The sequence below is a fragment of the Bradyrhizobium sp. Bra64 genome, assembly GCF_024519875.1.
Lineage (GTDB): Bacteria > Pseudomonadota > Alphaproteobacteria > Rhizobiales > Xanthobacteraceae > Bradyrhizobium > Bradyrhizobium japonicum_G.
Genome location: NZ_JALJRD010000013.1, coordinates 101,364 through 122,036, shown reverse-complemented (window position 1 = coordinate 122,036; position 20,673 = coordinate 101,364). Strand labels below are relative to the sequence as shown.

Sequence of the window (20,673 nt, the reverse complement as noted above, 5' to 3'; positions counted from 1 at the left end):
AAGCACCGTCATCGCGAGAGCTCTTACGACGAAGCAAGCCAGACTGTCCCCGCGGAGGCAGTCTGGATTGCTTTGCTTCGCTCGCAATGACGACGGTGAGAAGCGCGCGAACCAGCTACTATTGCCGCTTGGGCGCCGCTGCCGGCTTCGGCGGCTCGGGCGGCGGCGGAGCGGCCGCTGGCGCACTGTTGCTGGCGCCGAACAGCACGCGGGTCGGGTTGCGATCAAAATTGTTCACGGCGCGGCTGATGTCGCCGAGGGTACGGCGGCCGTCCGTGATCAGCAATCCGGAGCGCTTGTCGAAATCGTCAGCCAGTTCGCGGATCGACTTCACCGCCTGGAACAGCTCGCCGCCGTCCTTGCCGCCGGCCAGCGTGTTGAGGCCGAGCATGAGGCTGTCGGCCTTGAGCATGACGCCGTCGACCCTGGCCATCACGCCGTCGATCTTCTCGGAGTTGCGCGCCAGCGAGTTGGTGAAGGTCTCGAGGTTCTTCAGGGAGTTCTTCACCGACTCCTGATTGTCGGCGACGATCCTGTTGATGTTCTGGAGCGTGCCGCGGATCGCCTCGGTGACGTCCTGGAGCTTGTTGGGATCAGCCGTCAGCGTCGGGATGCCGTCCTCGTCGAGCGGCGGCGGCGGGGCCGCCTCCTCGCCGCCCTTGAGCGAGATCGCGGCAACGCCGGTCAGGCCCTGGAATTCGAGGCCGACCAGCGTGTCCTTGCGGATCGGGGCGTTGTTCTCGACCATGGCGAGTGCGACGACCCGCCGCGGGTTGTCCAGCTTCACCGAGACCACTTCACCCACCCGGATACCGTTGAAGTTGACGCTGCCGCCGTTGCGCAGGCCCGCCGCCGGGCCCTCGAACACGACGCGCAAGGGGCTGCGCTGCTTGGTGGTGTGCAGCGACTGGAACCACAGCACGAAGCCGATCGCCGCGGCGATCACCGCCAGCGTGAACGATCCGATCAATACGTAATTCGCCCGCGTTTCCATCAGCTACTCCAGCACCTCAGCTCATTACCGCGCGAGCGCGCTTGCCATGGAAATATTGTCTCAGCCAGGGATGCTGCGAGGCCTGCATGTCGGCGATCGAGCCTGCCGCAATGATCTTACCGTTCCCTAAAACGGCGATGCGGTCACATGCTGTGTAAAGGCTGTCGAGGTCGTGCGTTACCATGAAAACGGTCAGCCCCAAAGTGCGCTGGAGCGTCCTCACCAGCTCGTCGAAGTCGCCGGCGCCGATCGGGTCCAGGCCCGAGGTCGGCTCGTCGAGGAAGACGAGATCCGGATCGAGCGACAGCGCGCGCGCCAGCGCCACGCGCTTGATCATGCCGCCGGACAGTTCCGAGGGGAAGCGATCGGCGACTTCGGGCTTGAGGCCGACCATTGTCAGCTTGGCGATGGTGATCTCGTCCATCAGCCGCTGCGAGACCCGCAAGTACTCACGCATCGGAAACTGGATGTTCTGCCGCACCGTCAGCGAGGAGAACAGCGCGCCCTGCTGGAACAGCACGCCCCAACGGCGCTCCACGTTGCGGCGCTGCGACGTGCTGGAGGAATCGAGGTCGACCCCGAACACCTCGATGGAGCCCGCGACCTTCGGCACCAGGCCGATGATGGTGCGCGTCAGCACCGACTTGCCGGCGCCGGAGGGGCCGACGAAGCCCAAAATCTCGCCGCGCTTGACGTCGAGGTTGAGGCCGTCGAGCACGCGCGTCGCGCCGAACTGCACGGTGATGTCGCGGACGCGGATGATGGGGTTTTGAATCCCGCCTTGAACCTCCTGCGCCATCGTCACATCCCGATCGAGGCGAAGAAGATCGCGAACACGCCGTCCATGACGATGACGAAGAAGATCCCCTTCACCACCGACGCCGTCGTGTGCTGGCCGAGCGATTCAGCGCTGCCCTGCACGGCGAGGCCCTCGACGCAGGCGACGATGCCGATCACCGCGGCCATGACCGGCGCCTTGACGATGCCGACGATGAAATGGTCGATCGAGATGGCGTCGCGCAGGCGCAGCAGGAAGGCTTCGGGATCGACGCCGCCATAGAGCCAGGCGACGAGACCGCCGCCATAGAGCGCGGCCATCGCGCCGAGAAAGGCGAGGATCGGCAGCGCCAGCACCAGCGCCAGCATGCGCGGCAGCACCAAGACCTCGATCGGGTCGAACCCCATGGTGCGCAGCGCGTCGATCTCCTCGCGCATCTTCATCGAACCGAGCTCGGCGGTGTAGGCGCTGCCCGAGCGGCCCGCCACCATGATCGCGACCAGGAGGACGCCGATCTCGCGCAGCACCAGCACGCCGAGCATGTCGACGACGAAGATATCGGCGCCGAAGCGGCGGAAATGAAAGATACCCTGCTGCGCGATGATGCAGCCGATCAGGAAGGTGATCAGCACGATGATCGGCACCGCGCGCCAGCAGACCTGTTCCAGATGATGCACGGTCGAGGTCAGGCGCAGCGAACGCGGATGGATCAGCACGCGAAAACCCGCCGCGAGCACCGCGCCGAGCATGTCGATCAGGCTCGCCACGGTGCCGCCGACGCCGGCCACGGTCCGGCCGATCTGCTCCAGCATGCCGGTGATGGTGATCGTGCTGCCGTCGACGACGGGCGTCGCCCGTACCCGCCGCACCTCGTCGACGAGACTCGCATAATTGGTGGAGAGCCCGGCGATCTGCGCCTCGACGGCGCCTTGCGTGAGGCTGCGGCGCAGCCGCTCGATCAGCCAGGCACCGAAAGTGTCGAGCTTGGCGACCTCGGAGACGTCGATGAAGACGCTTTGCGAACCGCCCGCGAGCTTTTCGGCGTCCGCCACCATCCGCTCCAGGACCGGGGCGAAGCTCGCGGTCCAGGTTCCGGTGGCGCAGAGTGCCAGCGCATTGCCCTTCGCAATCCGTTCCAGCTTCGGATCGCTGTTCAAGATGTCCGCTCCCGTGCCGGGGCGCAAGAAACGGATAGACTCATCAGATGGTTGCGCACGCGCCCTTACCCGGAGAAGGTATCCCCAACTGGTTAACGTTAGTTGCTAGAGGTAACTAGCAGGTTCAGATTTCGCCAGAGTTCAAAATGACTTCCAGCAAAGTTCCGGTTCTCGCCGCGCGAATCGAGCGCTTCCCCATCGCCGGCAGTTTTACCATCAGCCGGGGCGCCAAGACCGAGGCCGTGACCGTCATGGCCGAGGTCAGCCGGGACGGCCTGACCGGCCGCGGCGAATGCGTGCCCTATCCCCGTTATGGCGAGACGCCCGAGGCGACGCTCGCGGCCATCCAGGCCATGCGGGAGGCCGTGGCCGGCGGCCTCACCCGCCAGGCTCTCCAGGCGGCCATGCCGCCCGGCGCGGCCCGTAATGCCCTGGATTGCGCCCTGATCGATCTGGAAGCCAAGGCGGCCGGCTTGCGCGCCTGGAGCCTGCTCGACCGCCCGGTGCCGGGCGAGCGCACCACGGCCTACACGATCTCGCTGGGCCCCCCCGACGCCATGGCGGCGGCGACCGCCAGGGCGGCGCACCGGCCGCTACTCAAGATCAAGCTCGGCGGCGACGGCGATCCGGAGCGGATCGCCGCGGTGCGCAAGGTCGCCCCCGAATCCGAGCTGATCGTGGATGCCAACGAGGCCTGGACCGAGGCCAATCTGGAGCACAATCTGAGCGCCTGCGCCGCCGCCGGCGTCACCCTGGTCGAGCAGCCGCTGCCGGCCGGCAAGGACGGCACGCTGGCGCGGATCAAGCGGCCGCTCGTGGTCTGCGCCGACGAGAGCGTGCACGATCGCCGCTCGCTGGCGCCGCTCCGCGAGCGCTACGACGCCGTCAACATCAAGCTTGACAAGACCGGCGGCCTCACCGAGGCGCTCGCGATGGCGGACGCCGCGCAGGCGCTCGGCTTCGAGATCATGATCGGCTGCATGGTGGCAACCTCGCTGTCGATGGCCCCGGCGATGCTGGTGACGCCGCAGGCGCGCTTCGTCGATCTCGACGGCCCGCTGCTGCTGGCGCGCGATCGCGATCACGCCCTGCGCTATGACGACAGCCTGGTCTATCCGCCGGACGCTTCGCTGTGGGGATGAGCCTTGAGCCGGTGCCGCGCCGACCACATCACGAGGGCACCGGCAGCGGCCATCGCGGCCATGACGTAGTACAACCCCTCGCCATAGCGCGCGTAGAGCACGCCCGAGACGATCGACGTCGCCGAACTCAGGAGACCGTTGGTTGCCGCGTAATATCCCTGCCCGCGTGCCATCTGATGCGAGGGAACGTGACGCACCATGAGATTCATCACGCCGACCTGGGTGAGGCCGAAGCTCAAGCTGTGCCCGAGCTGGGCGAGCGCGAGCATGGCGATCGGCGGATCCTGCGCGGTGATCAGCCAGCGCACCACGGCGCTCAAGCCTCCGATCACCACCAGCAGCGACGGGTGTAGCGAGAAGCGTGGCGACAGCGCGAAGACGACGATCTCGGCAAGCACGCCGAGCGCCCACAGTCCCGCGATCGTCAACCCGCCGAGACCCTGGCTCTGCCAGTTGATCGAGGCGAACGTGTAGAAGGCGACGTGGCTGCACTGGATCAGCGCGGACGCAGAGATGATGGCCAGGAAGCCCGCATCGCGCAGCAGGGCCTTGCCGGCCTGCGTTCCCCTCGTCGATCGCGGCGCATCCTCCAGCGGACGAAGCGAAAGCGTGGCCATGGCCGAGACTGTCGCCATCGCAACGATGACCCAGATCAGCTGACGCGCGGCGATCATGTCGACCAAAAAACCGCAGGCAAGCGCACCGAGGATGAACGCGACCGATCCCCAGAGCCGCAAGGGTCCGTAATCGAGCTTGTAACGGGCGACGCCGCGCAACGCGTAAGCATCGGTGAGCGGCAACAACGGAGTCCAGCAGCAGCAGGTCGCAATGTAGAGCAGCAGCACCGGCCAAGGCTGCTGCTGGGTGCCGACGAGTGCAAAGCAGAGCGCGGTGGCCGACGCCGTCAGGATCATCGCTCCGCGCAACGCTTGGCGCCGTTCGGCAAGGCTCGTCACGAAGGGCAGCGTCGTGAAGCGCGTGACGGCTGGAACGGCGCCGATGATCCCGATCCAGGCCGGCTCGATGCCGATGGCCTTCAACCACACCGTAAAGAACGGCAGATGGGTGCCCATGACAGCGAATGACGTGCTGTAGAACAGCGCAAGGTAGCGGGCGAATCGCCGCCCCGAGAGCGCTGCGATGGGGATTTGTGATTCGGGTGCCATCAAACCAATTGCGATTCGGTCGATATCGTGGTGATCGTTACAGTAACGCGCGGTGATTTGCGCGACGAGATTGTCATGGCCAACGAAGCATTCGCCCTCTCGCCCATGTCTGCCCGCGCGGCCGAGCCGAACGAGCAGGATTACGACGCGATCCGCGAAGCCTTCATGGAGACCGCGCGCGGCCGCTGGTTCCTCGGCGAATATGCCAAGCGCAACCGCAATGCCGACACGGCCATGGTGCTCAATGCGGTCGCGAAAATCGAAGAAACCCTTGCGGCACAGCGACAACCCGTCGTCGAGGACCGCCTGCCCGAAGCGCTGGTCGAGATCCGCCGCGCCATTCGCGAAGCCGAGACTATCGCGATCGCGGCCGTCGATCCCGCGGCGATCGAGGCGATCCTCGCTGCGATCCCGCGCGGCGTGCGCATCATCAAGGAGATCTCCTGGCGCTGGCGCGAGATCGGCGCCGACGGGCGAATCTGCGACCTGATTGATTCGCAGCTCGCCTCCATCGAGGCGGCCTGCGGACAGGTTTCGACCATCGATCCCCGCGTCGAGCTCCAGGCCGCATTCGATCTGCTCAGGGATCGGATCGAGCAGCTGGAGGCCGACGGCGACACGAAGCCGCAAGCTGCGGTGCGGCCCTCGCCGGCTGCGGAGCAGAACGCAGCATCGCCCGTGGCGGACGCATCGCCTGCGGAGGTCGCGCCTGCCGCGATGGCAAGCGAAGCGCCCGTGGCTTTTACGGAGCCGCCGCAGGACATCGCCAAGGCCCCCGAGCCCGAACCGGCCGTGGAGACGGCCGGCGCCGCCGAAGCGTTCGTCGTCGCCGAGGAGGCAATGAACGCCGCCGCCGGGCCCGAGATCGCCGCCGAGAGCGAGATCGCGCCTGACGACACCGCTATTGCAGAGCCCGCCGCCTTCACGGAGGTGACCGACGCGTTTGCGCCGGATGCCGCCGCGGAAGCCGAGGACGAAGCCATACTTGACGCCATCGCGCTGGAGATGGCTGCACCCGATCCGGAGTTCGACGAGATCATCGAGCCCGTCGAGATGGAAGCGGCCGTTGCGGACCCGATGGTTGCGGAGGCCGCAGCGCCCATTGCCGCCGAGATGCCGAAACCGATCGCACCGGTGATGGAAGAGCCCGCCGAGGAAGCGCCGATCGCGATGGAATCGCTGGCGCGCCTCACCAACGCCATCGCGGAAGCCGCCGCCGAAGTGATGGAGCAGCCGGCCCCTGCGATGGCCGCCACGGCAACATTCGCCGCGGCGCCGACCGCATCGCTTCCGATGCCCTCGCCGGTCCCGGAAGCCTCGCTCGGCGCCACCATCCTCGCCAGCGGCATTTTGCAAAAGCCCCGCGCGGCAGCGAACGACCCCCTCGCGCCGATCCGCCGCATGACCCAGGCCGAGAAGATCGCGTTCTTCTCGTAAGGGAACGCAGCATACTCGGTCTCGTGTCCCGGACGCGCTGCAACGCCCTTGGCGTCGCTGCGCAGAGCCGGGATCCCGCAAGCAACGAATTCCTGTGCAAGATGGGCTGCAGCTTTGCAGCGCACCGCTGAAGTAGCGCTACACTGCGTCCGGGGCGCAGAAGGAGAGTGAGGCGCGCGCTCTCGCAATAACGGACTAGCCGCCGCCTGCTCGCCCCATCACCCGCAATTCCAGACCGCGCCGATCGGTGTTCGAGTCCAGCACGGACCGAAGCTGCCGCCGTTGTAGCGGCCGCCGCCGAAGCCGGGCCGGCCGAAATAATGCCAATCACCATCCCAGCCGTAATATTGCGGAACCGGGTCGATGTACCAGTGGCGCCGGTCGTTGCGCGACAGGCGCCGCATCGCGTCCTTCTGCTTGTAGAGCGGAATGCTGTTGCTCAGCGGCTGACGATAGCCCGGCAGGAAGCCGTAGCCTTGCCAGGCCTGCTTGTGGCGTTTCTGGATTGACGCAGCGGGGGCGACAGCCGGCAGCAGCGACAGGACAATAGCGACAGATAGACACATAAGGCGAGACATGGACCGATCATAGACAGTCGGATGCCGGCAGGCCATTCAAATTCGGGGCGAAGTTCATCGCAACCGGGAATTTCGGGCGACATCCGACGATCGATGTTTCGACGACGAGGAATTGACACACGCCGAAACAACCCGTGCACGAAAACAATCTCGCCTGGCGCGATGTAACAAAGCCCCCCGCGAAACCGAAGAGGTCGGGGACGGAAATTCCATCACCGAAGGTTGAGGACACATGATTGGCGAAGTGATTGTCATTGGCGATCTACAATTGCGGGACGGCGCCTCTGTCGACGAACACGACCGCCTCGGCGGGCGCATGTACGATATCGTCAGCCGTCTTCCGGGCTTTCTGTCGATCAAGTCGTTCAAGGCCGATGACGGCGAGGAACTCACCGTGTTCCGTTTTGCCTCGGAGGACGCGCTCGAAGCCTGGCGCACCCACCCCGAACACGTCGAGACGATGAAGCGGGGACATGCCGAGTTCTACGCCAGCGGCTTTCTGCAGATCTGCAAGGTGATCCGCGAAGTCGGCCCTTTCAGGCACAGCTGATCTCGTCCGGCGTCACAATATCATCGACGATCTCTGCGGCCGGCGCCCTTGCGGATCGGGAAACGGGCCACGACTATAGAGCACCGGGGCCGATCATTCGCACGCCCGAGGTGGATGCCGTCGCCGCCCGCGTGGACGATTTGATCATCCGGCCCGGCGGCGTGCTGCGCCATCGCGAATGGGGGCTCTACGAGGTCGGAATATCCGGCCTGACGGTCTTCTTGTGCGCATCGGCTGGCCGTCCCAATTGATGACTGACCCTAGCTGATCACGCCCTTCCTGATCAGGAAGCAGCCATAGCCTCTGCAGTCGCCGACCTGGACCACGCCAAAGCTCGCCGCTGCCGCGCGATAGAAGTCAGGGCGTGAGAGCTTTCCGGGAACGACTGGGCGGCCGACGGTGCGTTCGATCTCGGCCAGCACCGCGCGCTGCACGTCGGGGACGCGGTCGGGGTCGTCGACCGGCATCATCACGCGGACCGGATCTGGATCGAAATCGTCGAGCGGATAGACCGACATGATGGCGCGGATGGCGGTCTCCATGCTCATGCCCGGCAGATGGATCAGGCGCTGCGATGTGGTGCTCTGCGCGATGCGGGTGGCCGGGTGGTTGGCGTCGACGAAAACGAGGTCGTCGCCATGGCCCATGGAAGCCAGCAGCCAGAGCAGATCAGGCGTCAGGATCGGATCGATCGATTTCAGCATGTGACGGACTGTCCTCCCATCGGGCGCCAACCTGACCAGGTTCCAAACGTGATTCAGATCACGCAGCCTATCATGGTGATCACGATCACGGACCACAAGCTCGAACGCGGCCAAGCTTCCTCGCAACCAATCTCGCATCGAGATCAGTGCCAAAGGAGCACGCCATGTTCCGCCTAAAGCCTTTCCTGATGACGGCTAGCCTGCTGGGAAGCCTGTTCGGCTTCGCCTGCGGCCCCGTTTCCGCGCAAGTCGCCCCGGTCGAGCCGGCCCCCACCGCGTTGCAAGGCCCGGAACAGCGGGTGGCGCTGGTGATCGGCAATTCGAACTACCAGAACGCGCCGCAGCTCGCCAACCCCGACAATGACGCGGAGTCGATGGCGAAGTTCCTGAATTCGGCCGGGTTCGAAGTGGTGGCCGCAACCGATCTCGGCCAGAACGACATGCTCCGCGTGGTGCAGGACTTCTCCGCCAAAGTGTCCGCGCGCGGTCCGAACACGGTGGCGATGGTCTACTACGCCGGTCACGGCGTGCAGCTCGCCGGCGAGAACTACCTCGTTCCCGTCGACGCCAAGGTCTCGAGCCAGACCGAGCTCGTCAACAACTCGGTTCGCCTGGTCGACGTGATGTCGACGCTGGAGACGATCCCGAGCCGCATGCGCATCGTCATCCTCGATGCCTGCCGCAACAACCCGTTCCCGAACGTCAACGACGCCGGCCGTGGCCTTGCCATCGTCGATGCGCCGAACGGTTCGATCGTCGGCTACTCGACCGCGCCGGGCGCGGAAGCGCAGGACGGCACCGGTGGCCACAGCCCCTACACCCAGGCCTTCCTGAACGTCGCGCGCGAGCCCAACGTGCCGATCGAGCAACTCTTCAAGCGCGTGCGTCTCGAAGTGAACCAGAGCACCAGCGGCGCGCAGATCCCGTGGGAGAGCTCGTCGCTGACCTCCGACTTCACCTTCTTCGGCGACACCGCCGTTGCCGCCAACCGCGCGCCGGTGAATGCGCCTGTCGTGCAGATGGCCTCCAACCTGCCGAGCCGCTCGACCCGCCAGGCCTATGATTACGTGGTGTCCGAGGCGCGGCCGGAGTACTATCAGGAGTTCATCCAGATGTACCCGCACGATCCGCTGTGCGACCACGTCCGCTGGCTGCTCAACAACCTGCTGCTCACGCAGGCCTGGCACAAGGCGGTGCTCGCGAACTCGCCGATCGGCTACAAGAACTTCTACGACAGCTACGGCAACACCCCCTATGCGCAAGTCGCGCTGAAGCTCGAAGCCCAGCCGAAGCTGGTCCCCTTGATGCAGGCGACCAGGTTCCTGGCGCCGCAGAACGTCAACCCGACCTTCAAGGTCGGCAATCTCGGCCAGCCGAAGTACATGCCACTGATGCAGCAGGGTAATGGCGGTGGCCAGATGGGCGGCAACCTGCCGATCATGCAGAAGCCGGGCGACAACAACGGCATCGGCAAGCTCGGCAACGGCGGTCAGATCGTCAACCTGCCGGCGGGCAACAACCAGCAGAACGGCACGCCGTCGCAGACCCCGGGCAAGATCGTCACCCTGCCTGCGCCGACCAACACGACCAACACCAATGGCGGCATCGGCAAGATCGTGACGCTGCCGGCGACCAACATTACGCAGAACGGCGGCAACAATGCCGGCACTGGCAACGGCACGACCAATGGCACTCCCGGCAAGATCGTGAGCATGCCGGTGAATGTCGGCAAGGGCGGTTCGACCGTCGAGACCAAGCCCGTAAAGGTTCAGACCCAGAACAACCCGATCCGCGTCAACAACGGCGTCAAGATCAACACCAACCCGGTCAACAAGGTGCAGGTCCAGAACAACAGCCGGCCGCAGTTCAACACGACCAACCGGATGGTCAACAACAACGGCAACAACTTCCGCCAGTCGATGAACCAGTCGCCGAGCATGGGCGGCGGCAACAACCATCGCGGCTTCATGCACTGATCGCGGTCGGCCACACAACGACAAAGGGGCAGAGCGGAAACGCTCTGCCCCTTTCATGTTCGGGGAATAGACGTGATCAGCTGCATCGCGGCCTGTCCTTACCAGGTGGCCTTTGGGCGGCCTGAGCGCGCGCCTCGTCCTTCGAGGCGACCGCTTCGCGGGCTCCTCAGGATGAGGCTCGAAGGCATCGGTACCGGCTGAAAGTGCTGCTGCGCATTTCGTCCTCATCCTGAGGAGCCCGCGAAGCGGGCGTCTCGAAGGATGGATGGGCCACACGAAATTGTTCTCAGGCCACCAGCTCGGCGAACAGATCGGCGTCGACGTTGCCGCCGGAGAGCACGATGACGACGTTCTTCCCGGCAACGTCGAGGCGGCCCGCGAGCAGCGCGGCCAAGCCCACCGCGCCGCCCGGCTCGACCACGAGCTTCAGCTCGCGATAGGCAAAGGCGACGGCCGCACCGACTTCCTTGTCCGACGCCGTGACGCCGCGTGCGAGCAGCTTGCTGTTGATGGCGAACGTCATCTCGCCGGGGATCAAGGCCATCAGCGCATCGCAGATGGTGCGGCCGGCCGGCGCATGCGGCTCGCGATGACCTGCCGTCAGCGACAGGCCGTGATCGTCGAACGCCTCGGGTTCGGCCACCACGATCTGGGCCAGCGGATAGCGCGCCTTCACGGCGGTCGCGACGCCTGCGATCAGGCCGCCGCCGGAGGCCGGAGCCACCACGATGTCGGGGCTGAGGCCGAGCGCCGCCATGTCCTCCGCGATCTCGCGGCCGGCGGTGCCCTGCCCCGCGATCACGAAGGGATCGTCATAGGGCCTGACCAGCGTCGCGCCGCGCTTCTCGGCGATGCCGCGCGAGATCGCCTCGCGGTCGTCGCGGTCGCGATCGTACAGCACGACCTCGGCGCCGTAGGATTTGGTGCGCTCGCGCTTGGACAGCGGCGCATCCGCGGGCATCACGATGGTCGCCTGCATGTCGAGGATTTTTGCGGCGGCCGCCACGCCCTGGGCGTGGTTGCCGGAGGAGAACGCGACGACGCCACCGGCGCGCTTGTCCTGCGGGATCGATGCGACCTTGTTGAAGGCGCCGCGGAACTTGAAGGAGCCGGTGCGCTGGAGCATCTCCGGCTTCAGGAACACCTTGGCACCGACGCGCTCATTGAGCACGGGAAAGGACAACAGCGGGGTGCGGACGGCGAAGGGCGCAATCACGCGCGCTGCGGCATCGATGTCGGCAGGGCCGATCGGGAGGAGCTGTTCGGTCATGGCAGATGTTATCCCGGCGGATGAGGCGTGGGCAAGACACCTCCGCGCGAGGGTTTCCACCTCTTAGGCAACGAAACGTGGCTGTTCCGCGCCGTTTCGCCCTGGCAGCATGGCTCCGACCGCCCTGATGCTGTCCACAAACGCCCGGGCCGAGGCCTCCCAGGTGTAGTCGGCGGCAAATTCGACGCAGGCCTGCCGGGAGATGTCGAGCGCGGCGAAGCAGGCATTGCGCAAATCGGGATCGAGGGCGCCGACCGGCGCATCGCCGATCACGTCGCGGGGCCCCTTCACCGGGAAGGCGGCTACCGGCAGGCCGCTTGCGAGTGCTTCCAGCAGGACCAGGCCGAAGGTGTCGGTCTTGCTCGGAAACACGAACACATCGGCGGCGGCATAGATGTCGGCCAGTTCGTCGCCGTGCTTCTGCCCAAGGAAGATCGCGTCGGGATAGGCTTCTTCCAGCACGGCACGCGCCGGACCGTCGCCGACGATCACCTTGGTGCCGGGCAGATCGAGTTCGAGAAAAGCCTCGAGATTCTTCTCCACCGCAACGCGCCCGACCGAGAGGAACACCGGTGCCGGAAGGCAGAGATCAATCGCGCGGGGATGGAACAGTTTTGTGTCAACGCCGCGCGGCCACAGCACGACATTGGCAAAGCCGCGCTCGGTCAGCTCGCTGGCGAGCGCAGGCGTTGCCGCCATTACGGCGCGGCTTGCCCCGTGGAAACGGCGCAGCGCCCGCCAGATCAGGGATTCCGGAACCGGCACCCGGGCGCGGACATATTCGGGGAAACGGGTGTGGAAGCTGGTCGTGAACGGCAGCTTGCGCTGGCGGCAATAGCGGCGAACCATCAGGCCGATCGGCCCTTCCGTCGCGATGTGGATGCTGTCGGGGCGCGCTTCCTCGATCAGCTTCGCGATCCGTGCCGGGCGCGGCATCGCGAGCCGGACGTCGCGGTAGCTCGGCATCGCGAAGGTGCGGAACGATTGCGGCGTCAGGAACGTGAACTCGACGCCGAAGCCCTTGGCGGCGTCAGCAAGCTTGGTCAGCGTCCGAACCACCCCGTTGACTTGCGGGTGCCAGGCGTCGGTCGCGACCAGGATGCGCATTCAGGCTGCCCTTGCTGCGACCTGCGGAACTTGTGACGGCTTCTGCACCTGATCAGCCCAGGTGATGATCTCGAAATGACCGTCGTCGTGCTCGACCAGCGCCGTGCAGCTCTCCACCCAGTCGCCGCAATTCATGTAGCGGATGCCGCCCTCGTCGCGGATCACGGCGTAGTGGATGTGGCCGCAGATCACGCCGTCGGCGTCGTGGCGCCGCGCTTCGGCGGCGAGCGCCTGCTCGAACGCGCCGATATAGTTGACCGCGTTCTTGACCTTCTGCTTGGCCCATTGCGACAGCGACCAGTACGGCACCTTGAACATGCGCCGGAAGAAGTTGACGAAGCGATTCATCTGGATCGCGAAGTCGTAGGCCTTGTCGCCGAGATGGGCGAGCCAGCGCGCGTTCTGCACCACGAGGTCGAAGATGTCGCCGTGGATGACGAGATAGCGCTTGCCGTCGGCGCCGGTGTGGACGGTGTTCTCGACCACGTCGATGCCGCCGAAATGCGTGCCGTAGTAATTGCGCAGGAACTCGTCGTGATTGCCGGGGATGTAGATGACCTTGGCGCCCTTGCGTGCCTTGCGCAGCAGCTTCTGCACCAGGTCGTTATGCGATTGCGGCCAGTGCCAGCTCGATTTCAGCGCCCAGCCGTCGACAATGTCGCCGACGAGATAGATCGTATCGGCATCGTGGTAGCGCAGGAAGTCGAGCAGAAGGTCGGCTTGAGAACCGCGGGCTCCGAGATGAACGTCGGAGATGAACAAGGTGCGAAAGCGCCTTTCAGGGCTCTCGTCACTCACATCGTAACTTCCCATGCGACATGCCTGTAACAAGATCCCGTGACAGAGGGATGACCGATTGAACTTTTGAGGCACCCTCAGATACGAATCACGCCTTGCCTCGCCCTCCCCGCGAATATCAGTCGCATGCGACAATCCGGCGACATGAAGCGGCAATGGCTGCCCGCAAAAAGCCCGGGCCCCGTGGCCCTATTGGTTAACGGCAGCAGCCGTCGCGCCGCTCGGAGCCGGTCTCAGTAAAACTTGTGGAAATGATGGATCGGCCCGTGGCCGTGGCCGACGCCGAAGCGGTCGGCGGCCGCGATCGCGGCGCTGATCCAGGCCTTGGCGCTACGCACGGCGTGTTCGAGGTCCTCGCCTTTCGCCAGCCCCGCGGCGACCGCCGAGGACAGCGAGCAGCCGGTGCCATGGGTGTTGCGGGTGGCAATGCGCGGCGCGGCGAGCGCGATCGTGTTCTCGGCATCGACGAAATAGTCGATGCTCTCGGCGCCCTCGCCGTGCCCGCCCTTGATCAGGACCGCGCGGCAGCCCAGCGCCAGCAGCCGGCGCCCCTGGCTCTCGATCTCCGTCTCGCTTGCCGCGACCGCCTCGTCGAGCAGTGCCGCGGCCTCGGGCAGGTTGGGCGTGATCACCGAGGCCAGCGGCATCAGCTTCGTACGCAGGGCGTCGATGGCTTCGGACGCGAGCAGGCGATCACCCGACGTCGCCACCATCACGGGATCGAGCACGATATGCCGGGGCGCCCAGCGCGACAGCGCGGCTGCGATCGCATCGATGCTGGCGACTTGGGCCACCATGCCGATCTTGACCGCGCCGACGTCGAGATCGGAGAACACCGCGTCGATCTGCGCTGTGACGAACTCGGCGGGCACCGCGTGAATGCCGGTGACGCCGCGCGTGTTCTGCGCCGTCAACGCCGTGATGGCGGACGCGCCATAGACGCCGAGCGCGGCAAAGGTCTTGAGGTCAGCCTGGATGCCGGCGCCGCCGCTCGAATCGGAGCCGGCAATTGTGAGAGCGACAGGCGTCGTCATTGCCGGAACCATTCGCTTGAGAGGGGCATCGCCATGATCTGTCCTAGCGCGACCACGGAACGCCAGCAAGCCGGGCCGGCCGGCGAATCAGCAGGTCTTGGCCCGGTGCCGCGCTGTCGTCCCGCAATCGTGCACAGATTGCAAAATATGTCCTTATATCGTCTTGACCCTTGGCGTCCGTATCGCGGAGTGAGACGTTGGTGCTGGAATCATCCAGCGACACCAATGTTGCAGGCCGCCCCGGCCCGCAAGCCGGTCGGAGTGGAATCATGTGGGCCTACTTCGAACGCATCCTCGACTCCTCGATGTTTTCACCGCACGGCATCTGCCTGCTGTGGGAGCCCGAGCTGATCTGGCTGCACGTCGTTTCCGACGCCCTCATCGCGGCCGCCTACTTCTCGATCCCGTTCGCCCTCACGATCCTCGTCACCAAACGGCGCGACCTCCAGTTCGGCTGGGTCTATTGGGCCTTCGCAATCTTCATCATGGCGTGCGGCCTGACGCACGTGCTGTCGATCTACACGCTGTGGGTTCCGATCTACGGCATCGAAGGCATCGTCAAGGCGGCGACGGCCGTTGCGTCCGTGGTCACTGCCGGTGCGCTTTGGCCGCTGTTGCCGAAGATCCTGGCCATCCCCTCCCCGTTCGAGCTTCAAAAGGTCCAGGCCGCGCTCGAGGAGGAGGAGATCAAGAGCCGGGATGCGGCGCAGCTTCTCGGCCAGGTCCGTGAAGCCCAGCGCGCGCTGCGCGAGAGCATGACGCGCCTCACCGCCGTCGTCGACACCGCGGTCGACGGCGTCATCCTGTTCGATGCGCAAGCCCGCATTCTCCTGTTCAATCCCGCCTGCGAACGGTTGTTCGGATATCGCGTTGACGAGGTCATGAATCATGACATCGGCATGCTGATGACCGACGAGAAGAGACCCTCACCCACGGGTCATACGCGGCGTTTTGCAACCGGGGAAGCCGCCGGCCTGCGCAAGGACGGCTCGACCTTTCCGATGAATCTGTCGGTGGGCCAGGCATGGCAGGACGGCGAGCTGATCTACGTCGGCATCGTCCACGATCTGACCGCGCGCAAGCTGACCGAGCAGCAGCTCCAGCAGGCGCAGAAGATGGAGACGGTCGGCCAGCTCTCCGGCGGCATCGCCCACGACTTCAACAATCTCCTCACCGTCATCATCGGCAACGCCGAGCATCTGAGCGAGCAGCTCAAGGCCCGGCCCGATCTGCGGCAGTTTGCCGACGACATCTGCGAGTCCGGCGAGCGCGGCGCGGAGCTGACGCAGCGGCTGCTCGCATTCAGCCGCCGCCAGCTGCTCCAGCCGCAGACGATCGATTGCCGCGAGCTGCTCGAATCCATGCTGAAACTGTTCAAGCGTACCTTGCGCGAGAACATCGAGATCAAGACCGCGTTCGGTCCCGGCACGATCCAGGCCTTCGCCGACCGCGCCCAGCTCGAATCCGCCGTGCTGAACCTGGCGCTGAACGCGCAGGACGCCATGCCGGCCGGCGGGCACTTGACATTGAGCACGGAGCTGGCTGCGATCGACGAGGACTATCGCGCCCTGCACCCGGAGGTGATGTCCGGCAGTTACGCCCTGATCTCCGTCACCGATGACGGCGAAGGCATGAGGTCCGACGTGATCGAACACGCCTTCGAGCCGTTCTTCACCACCAAGGAGGTCGGCAAGGGCTCGGGCCTCGGGCTTAGCATGGTCTATGGCTTCGCAAAGCAATCCGACGGCCATGTCTCGATCTACAGCGAAGAGGGCCTGGGAACGACGGTCCGGATCTACCTGCCGCGCGCCGGCGCCGCACATTCCCTCGCAGATGTGCAGGAGAGCGAAGAGGCGGTGCCGCTGGGCCACGAGACCATCCTGATTGCGGAGGACGATCCGTTCGTGCGGTCCTCGGTCATCCTCAGGGTGGAAGCGCTCGGCTATCGCGTGGTCGCCGCTGTCAACGGCAAGGAGGCCTTGCAGCGGCTGCGCACCGATCCCGGCATCGACATGCTGTTCACCGACATCATCATGCCGGGCGGCTTCAGCGGCTGGGATCTCGCCGATCAGGCCCGGCGGATTCGCCCCGGTCTACCGGTGTTGTTCACATCGGGCTACGCGCTGGAGACCCTGGTCGAGCAGGGCCGTACGCAGGCGCAGGCGGTCGTCCTGACAAAACCCTACCGCAAGGCCGAGCTGGCGCAGCGGCTCAGGGACGCTTTTGCCGCGGCGACGGTGACCTCATAGGGGATCGCGGAGAAATGCACTTGATATTTGGCAGCACGCCTCGCCCTTCGAGACGACCGCTGCGCGGTCTCCTCAGGGCGAGGCTAACTGCCATCATTGCCCCTTGAAACTGCCGCCACCCACTCCGCCCTCATCCTGAGGGCCCGCCAAGGGCGGGCGTCTCGAAGGATGGCCGCGGGCCGCTTATCCCCGCATCCGGGCCGGCCGCTTGCTAAATCCGGCCGGGTTTGGCCTATTAGCCGTCAGATATGCCTTCGGAGTGACTGCAATGGTTCCCTTTTTCGTCCAGATCAAATGCAAGCTCGGCCAGTCCTATACGGTCGCCAATGCGCTTGCCGAAGCCGAGATCGCCTCCGAGATCTACTCCACGGCCGGCCACTACGATTTGCTGGTGAAGTTCTACGTCGACAACGACACCGACATCGGTCACTTCATCAACGAGAAGGTGCAGGTGCTCCCGGGCATCCAGGACACCCTCACCATCATCACCTTCAAGGCGTTTGGCGCGAGCTAACCATCCGGAAAGGGGCGGGCCTCGTCAGGCGCCGCCCTCCTTGCGCTTGGGGCGCGGCGGGCCGTCCACCGGCGGCAGCGACTTGAGATAGTCCGCCATCGCCGCAAGATCCTCGTCCGACAATTGCGAGGTGTTCTTGATCACGCGCGTCATCGCGCCGCCGACGCTGTCGCCGTCGGGCAATTCGCCGGTCTTGAGGAAATAGGCAATATCCTTCGCGCTCCACTCGCCGAGGCCCTTCTGGGTGATGTTGGGCACCCATCCCTCGCCTTCCGGATTCGGCCCGCCGGCAAAGCGTTCGCCGGAGATAATGCCGCCGAGCGCGTTGCGCGGACTGTGACACTCCGCGCAATGGCCCAAGCCGTTGACCAGATAGGCGCCGCGATTCCATTGCGGTGACCTGGTGCCGTCGGCGACCAGCGGCTTGCCGTCCATGAACAGAAATTTCCAGATGCCGATGTTGCGCCTTATGCTGAACGGAAAGCGCACGTCGTGGTCGCGTACCTTGCCCTCAACAGGCGGCAGCGTTTTCAGATAGGCGAAGAGATCGAGCAAATCCTCGCGCCTTGCATGCTGATAGGACGTATAGGGAAACGCCGGAAAGTAATGCTGTCCGTCCGGCGACACCCCGTGCATCACCGCGTTGAGGAAATCGGCGTCGCTCCATTTGCCGATGCCGGAGGTCCGATCGGAGGAGATGTTCGGCGCGTAGAACGTTCCGAACGGCGACTTGATGGCGACGCCGCCGCCGAGCCTGGTGCGGTCGGGCTGGCCGGGAACGGCATGGCATGAGGCGCAACCGCCGGCGTTGAACATCACCTCGCCGTTGGCGAGATTGGGGACATGGGCAGGCGCAGTGCCGGCGGCGGCCACCACCGGCGCGCTGAGCCACCAATAGACGCCGGCGGCGGCGAGTGCGGCGAGCAGCACCACGGAAATTGTTCGTCGCAACATGCAGTCCTTTCAAACCTTGCGGAGAACCTTATGATCGATGTCTTCGCCGCTCCAGCCACGAAGAATTTAGCTCGCTGCGGCCTGAAACGGGAATAAAGTGAGATGCCGGCTGTTGGAAGTTTGGCAGCCCAAACGGGTTCAGCAGGGAGAGAGTCATGAACAAGACCGCTATCGCCATGTCAGTGCTAGGCGCCGTTGCGTTTGCCGGTTCGGCCAACGCGGACAAGCTGAAAGCAACGCTTGACGCCAAGTCCGAGGTGCCCGCAACGACCAGCAGCGGCACTGGAACGGCCGATCTGGACTACGACGCCGCCAGCAAGAAACTGTCCTGGAAGCTCACTTATTCGGGCCTGTCCGGCCCCGCCACCGCCGCCCATTTCCACGGACCTGCCGAAGCCGGCAAGAACGCCGGCGTTGCGGTCCCGATCCCGGGCGCCGCCAAAAGCCCGGTCGAGGGCTCCGCAACGCTGACCGACGCGCAGGCCGCCGATCTGCTCGCCGGCAAGCTCTACGTCAACATCCACACCGCGGCCAATCCGGGCGGCGAGATCCGCGGCCAGGTGACGAAGTAATTCTCGAGGCTGTTTCGTCGGCGAAGGCCGGACGCTGGAGAGGGCGTCCGGCCTTTTCGATTCGACAGGACCCGATTGCGCTCAAGCCGCGTTCAGCGCCTGCGAGAGATCGGCGATCAGGTCCGACGGGTTTTCGATGCCGATCGACAGCCGGATCGTGGAATCGAGGATGCCGATCTTCCGGCGGATGTCGGCGGGAACGCCGGAATGGGTCATGGTAGCCGGCAGGCTCGCCAGCGATTCCGTGCCGCCAAGGCTCACCGCCAGCTTGAGTATCTGCAGCGCGTTGAGGAATTTCACCGCCGCCCCCTTGCCGCCGACGATGTCGAACGAGAACGTGGATCCCGCCCCCAGGCATTGCCGCGCGAACACTTGTCCGGCCGGCGAAGCTTCGTCGTGATGACCGAGGTAGTGGACCTTGGCCACCTTCGGATGATCGCGCAGATAGTCCGCCACGACACGCGCATTCGTATCGGCCTTCTCCATGCGCAGGCTCAGCGTCTCGAGCGACCGGTTGATCATCCAGCAGGAATGCGGATCGAGCTGGGTGCCGATGGCGCCTCTCAGCGCCTTGATGCCTTTCACGACCGCCCTCGCTCCGAGCGCGGCGCCCGCGATCAGGTCGGAATGACCGCCGACATATTTCGTGAGCGAGTACAGTGAGATGTCCGCGCCGTGCTCGATCGGCCGCTGAAACACCGGCCCGAGCAGCGTATTGTCGCAGGCGATGATCGGAACGTGTCCCTGGCGCTTTCCGATCGCCTCGGCGATACGGCGCATCATCGCAACGTCGACCAGCCCGTTGGTCGGGTTGGCCGGGGTTTCGATCAGGATCATCGAAACCCGGCCCTTGCCCATGGCCTCCTCCGCGGCCTGGCTGACCACGGCTTCATCAACGCCATCGGCGAAGCCAATGGCGCCGATCGACAGGCGCGCGAGCGTGTTCGTCAGCAGGGTTTCCGTCCCGCCGTAGAGCGGCTGGGAATGCAGAATGACATCGCCGGGGCGGACGAAAGCCAGGATCGTGGTTGCGATGGCCGCCATGCCGGATGAGAACAGCGCGCAGCTCTCGGTGCGCTCGTAGATCGCGAGCCTGTCCTCGACGATTTCGCTGTTGGGATGATTGAAGCGCGAATAGACCAGGCCCGCGCCCATCCCTTCCGGCGGCTCGCGCCGGCCGGCGACGAAATCGAAAAAGTCCTGGCCGTCCTCGGCCGTCCTGAACACGAAGGTCGAGGTCAGGAACACCGGCGGCTTGATGGCGCCTTCCGACAGTTGCGGATCATAGCCATAGGTCAGCATCAGCGTTTCCGGATGCAGCATATGGTTGCCTATGTGAGTCTTCGACGGGAACGGTTTTGCCATGGCCTGTCTCGCTGTTCCTGATTGAGCTGTTCGCCGCGTGCTGGAACTCCGTCGAGTGGAGCGGTAAGGGAGCGAGATGCGCCAGCATCCAATGGCTCGCATCACTGTCGCGGCGGCTGGAGCAAAGATAGCTGCTCCGACGACGATCCGTCAGGCCTTGCGAACAGAATTTCCTGCTGCGCCGCGCGCCGCCGTTGCGGCCGCTGGTCACGTCACACAACAAAAAAGGGGCGGTTGCTTACGCAGGCCGCCCTTTCTGAATTCCTGGTAGCCCGGATTTCGCTTCCGCCTTCGCTCTCCGAGTTACAGCGGACAAGCCGCTCCATCC

Annotated in this window: 19 protein-coding genes; 7 read left to right on the top strand and 12 right to left on the bottom strand. The window is 65.2% G+C overall.

The window, feature by feature from the left end:
• Positions 1 to 118: 118 nt before the first annotated feature.
• Genes NR187_RS28805 through NR187_RS28795 form a run of 3 tightly spaced genes read right to left on the bottom strand, consistent with a single transcriptional unit; the run spans position 119 to position 2,929 of the window.
• Positions 119 to 994, bottom strand: coding sequence for an MlaD family protein (locus NR187_RS28805; RefSeq protein WP_211385064.1), 876 nt, complete (start codon positions 992 to 994; stop codon positions 119 to 121).
• A gap of 16 nt (positions 995 to 1,010) precedes the next feature.
• On the bottom strand, positions 1,011 to 1,793 hold the full coding sequence (locus NR187_RS28800) for an ABC transporter ATP-binding protein (protein ID WP_211385063.1): 783 nt from the start codon (positions 1,791 to 1,793) through the stop codon (positions 1,011 to 1,013).
• A 2-nt stretch (positions 1,794 to 1,795) separates the two neighbouring features.
• Positions 1,796 to 2,929, bottom strand: coding sequence for an ABC transporter permease (locus NR187_RS28795; protein ID WP_256808486.1), 1,134 nt, complete (start codon positions 2,927 to 2,929; stop codon positions 1,796 to 1,798).
• A 146-nt stretch (positions 2,930 to 3,075) separates the two neighbouring features.
• Here NR187_RS28795 and dgcA point away from each other — a divergent pair, with 146 nt between their 5' ends.
• Positions 3,076 to 4,071 carry an N-acetyl-D-Glu racemase DgcA gene (gene dgcA, locus NR187_RS28790; RefSeq protein WP_256808483.1) on the top strand — a complete coding sequence of 332 codons (996 nt, stop codon included), beginning with the start codon at positions 3,076 to 3,078 and terminating at the stop codon, positions 4,069 to 4,071.
• Here the strand turns inward: dgcA and NR187_RS28785 are convergent.
• Positions 4,041 to 5,237, bottom strand: a complete 1,197-nt coding sequence (locus NR187_RS28785; RefSeq protein WP_256808481.1) for an MFS transporter — start codon at positions 5,235 to 5,237, stop codon at positions 4,041 to 4,043. The genes dgcA and NR187_RS28785 overlap by 31 nt on opposite strands.
• A gap of 75 nt (positions 5,238 to 5,312) precedes the next feature.
• Here NR187_RS28785 and NR187_RS28780 point away from each other — a divergent pair, with 75 nt between their 5' ends.
• Positions 5,313 to 6,674, top strand: a complete 1,362-nt coding sequence (locus tag NR187_RS28780; RefSeq protein ID WP_256808480.1) for a hypothetical protein — start codon at positions 5,313 to 5,315, stop codon at positions 6,672 to 6,674.
• Between the two features lie 218 nt (positions 6,675 to 6,892).
• On the opposite strand, the gene NR187_RS28775 is transcribed toward NR187_RS28780, so the two are convergent.
• Complete coding sequence (locus NR187_RS28775) at positions 6,893 to 7,252, bottom strand: hypothetical protein (RefSeq protein ID WP_211385058.1); 360 nt, start codon at positions 7,250 to 7,252, stop codon at positions 6,893 to 6,895.
• A 232-nt stretch (positions 7,253 to 7,484) separates the two neighbouring features.
• On the opposite strand from NR187_RS28775, the gene NR187_RS28770 reads away from it, so the two are divergent.
• The gene (locus tag NR187_RS28770) at positions 7,485 to 7,802 is read left to right on the top strand and encodes an antibiotic biosynthesis monooxygenase (RefSeq protein WP_256808478.1); all 318 of its coding nucleotides are present in this window, start codon (positions 7,485 to 7,487) and stop codon (positions 7,800 to 7,802) included.
• 260 nt (positions 7,803 to 8,062) lie between these two features.
• Here NR187_RS28770 and NR187_RS28765 read toward each other — a convergent pair whose 3' ends face one another.
• Positions 8,063 to 8,506, bottom strand: a complete 444-nt coding sequence (locus tag NR187_RS28765) for an RbsD/FucU family protein (protein WP_256808477.1) — start codon at positions 8,504 to 8,506, stop codon at positions 8,063 to 8,065.
• A 164-nt stretch (positions 8,507 to 8,670) separates the two neighbouring features.
• Here NR187_RS28765 and NR187_RS28760 point away from each other — a divergent pair, with 164 nt between their 5' ends.
• On the top strand, positions 8,671 to 10,482 hold the full coding sequence (locus NR187_RS28760; protein WP_256808475.1) for a caspase family protein: 1,812 nt from the start codon (positions 8,671 to 8,673) through the stop codon (positions 10,480 to 10,482).
• Positions 10,483 to 10,768: 286 nt separating this feature from the next.
• On the opposite strand, the gene NR187_RS28755 is transcribed toward NR187_RS28760, so the two are convergent.
• From NR187_RS28755 to thiD, 4 genes are all read right to left on the bottom strand, one after another.
• Positions 10,769 to 11,752, bottom strand: coding sequence for a threonine/serine dehydratase (locus tag NR187_RS28755; RefSeq protein WP_211385054.1), 984 nt, complete (start codon positions 11,750 to 11,752; stop codon positions 10,769 to 10,771).
• Positions 11,753 to 11,815: 63 nt separating this feature from the next.
• Positions 11,816 to 12,859, bottom strand: a complete 1,044-nt coding sequence (locus NR187_RS28750; protein WP_211385053.1) for a glycosyltransferase family 1 protein — start codon at positions 12,857 to 12,859, stop codon at positions 11,816 to 11,818.
• Positions 12,860 to 13,672: a UDP-2,3-diacylglucosamine diphosphatase gene (locus NR187_RS28745; protein WP_211385052.1), complete on the bottom strand. Its 813-nt coding sequence runs from the start codon at positions 13,670 to 13,672 to the stop codon at positions 12,860 to 12,862.
• Between the two features lie 218 nt (positions 13,673 to 13,890).
• Positions 13,891 to 14,691 carry a bifunctional hydroxymethylpyrimidine kinase/phosphomethylpyrimidine kinase gene (gene thiD, locus NR187_RS28740; protein WP_256808472.1) on the bottom strand — a complete coding sequence of 267 codons (801 nt, stop codon included), beginning with the start codon at positions 14,689 to 14,691 and terminating at the stop codon, positions 13,891 to 13,893.
• A 269-nt stretch (positions 14,692 to 14,960) separates the two neighbouring features.
• Between thiD and NR187_RS28735 the strand changes: the two genes are divergently transcribed.
• Complete coding sequence (locus NR187_RS28735) at positions 14,961 to 16,940, top strand: PAS domain-containing sensor histidine kinase (RefSeq protein WP_256808471.1); 1,980 nt, start codon at positions 14,961 to 14,963, stop codon at positions 16,938 to 16,940.
• A 268-nt stretch (positions 16,941 to 17,208) separates the two neighbouring features.
• Positions 17,209 to 17,454, top strand: coding sequence for an Lrp/AsnC ligand binding domain-containing protein (locus NR187_RS28730; RefSeq protein WP_045008738.1), 246 nt, complete (start codon positions 17,209 to 17,211; stop codon positions 17,452 to 17,454).
• 24 nt (positions 17,455 to 17,478) lie between these two features.
• Here the strand turns inward: NR187_RS28730 and NR187_RS28725 are convergent, their stop codons facing one another.
• Entirely contained in the window at positions 17,479 to 18,408 is a 930-nt protein-coding gene (locus tag NR187_RS28725) for a cytochrome c (RefSeq protein ID WP_211385049.1), read from the bottom strand.
• A gap of 155 nt (positions 18,409 to 18,563) precedes the next feature.
• Between NR187_RS28725 and NR187_RS28720 the strand changes: the two genes are divergently transcribed.
• The gene (locus tag NR187_RS28720) at positions 18,564 to 18,980 is read left to right on the top strand and encodes a CHRD domain-containing protein (RefSeq protein ID WP_211385048.1); all 417 of its coding nucleotides are present in this window, start codon (positions 18,564 to 18,566) and stop codon (positions 18,978 to 18,980) included.
• Between the two features lie 81 nt (positions 18,981 to 19,061).
• Here NR187_RS28720 and NR187_RS28715 read toward each other — a convergent pair whose 3' ends face one another.
• A complete protein-coding gene (locus NR187_RS28715; protein ID WP_256808465.1) occupies positions 19,062 to 20,345 on the bottom strand; it encodes a cystathionine gamma-synthase family protein in 1,284 nt (427 codons plus the stop codon).
• Positions 20,346 to 20,673 lie beyond the last annotated feature (328 nt).